Genomic DNA, 609 nt, shown 5'->3' with positions numbered 1-609 from the left:
CGCGCAGGACATCGCGCCGCCCGCGCCCGCCGTCGACCGGCCCAACCCCGAGACGCCGGCCGACGTGCCGTTCACGGTGCTCGCGCCCGCGTTCCTGCTGTCCGAGCTGCGGGGCGCGTTCATCATCGGCTTCGTCGTGTTCGTGCCGTTCCTCGTGATCGACCTCGTCGTGGCCTCCGCGCTCATGGCGATGGGCATGATGATGCTGCCGCCGATCATGGTGTCGCTGCCGTTCAAGCTCCTGCTGTTCGTGCTCGTCGACGGCTGGGGGCTGATCGTCACCGCGCTCGTCGACTCGTAGACCGGGGGCGGCTAGTGGACACCAACGCGGTCCTCGACATCGCGCTCGACTCCCTCATGATGGCCGCCAAGCTCGCCGCACCCGTGCTCGTCACCGCCCTCGTCGTGGGGTTCGCGGTGTCGCTCGTGCAGTCCGTGACCCAGATCCAGGAGGTCACGCTGTCGTTCGTGCCCAAGGCCGTCGCCGCCGCCGCGGCGCTGCTGATCGCGGGGCACTGGATGATCACCGAGCTCGTGACGTTCACGCACGAGCTGTACGCGCGCATCCCGTCGCTGCTGGGCGGGTGAGCGGACCCCGATGGACCCCGT

General features: G+C 69.8%; 1 protein-coding gene and 1 pseudogene. Both read left to right on the top strand.

Going from position 1 to position 609, the window contains the following annotated elements:
- Positions 1–301: pseudogene (locus tag G3I71_RS45650) on the top strand (hypothetical protein); the annotation flags it as partial.
- Positions 302–315: 14 nt separating this feature from the next.
- Entirely contained in the window at positions 316–588 is a 273-nt protein-coding gene (gene fliQ, locus G3I71_RS45645; protein ID WP_164324836.1) for a flagellar biosynthesis protein FliQ, read from the top strand.
- The last annotated feature ends 21 nt before the right edge of the window (positions 589–609 follow it).

It is taken from the genome of Streptomyces sp. SID12501, from assembly GCF_010550245.1.
Classification (GTDB): Bacteria; Actinomycetota; Actinomycetes; order Streptomycetales; family Streptomycetaceae; genus Streptomyces.
This window is presented reverse-complemented; position numbering and strand designations above follow the sequence as displayed.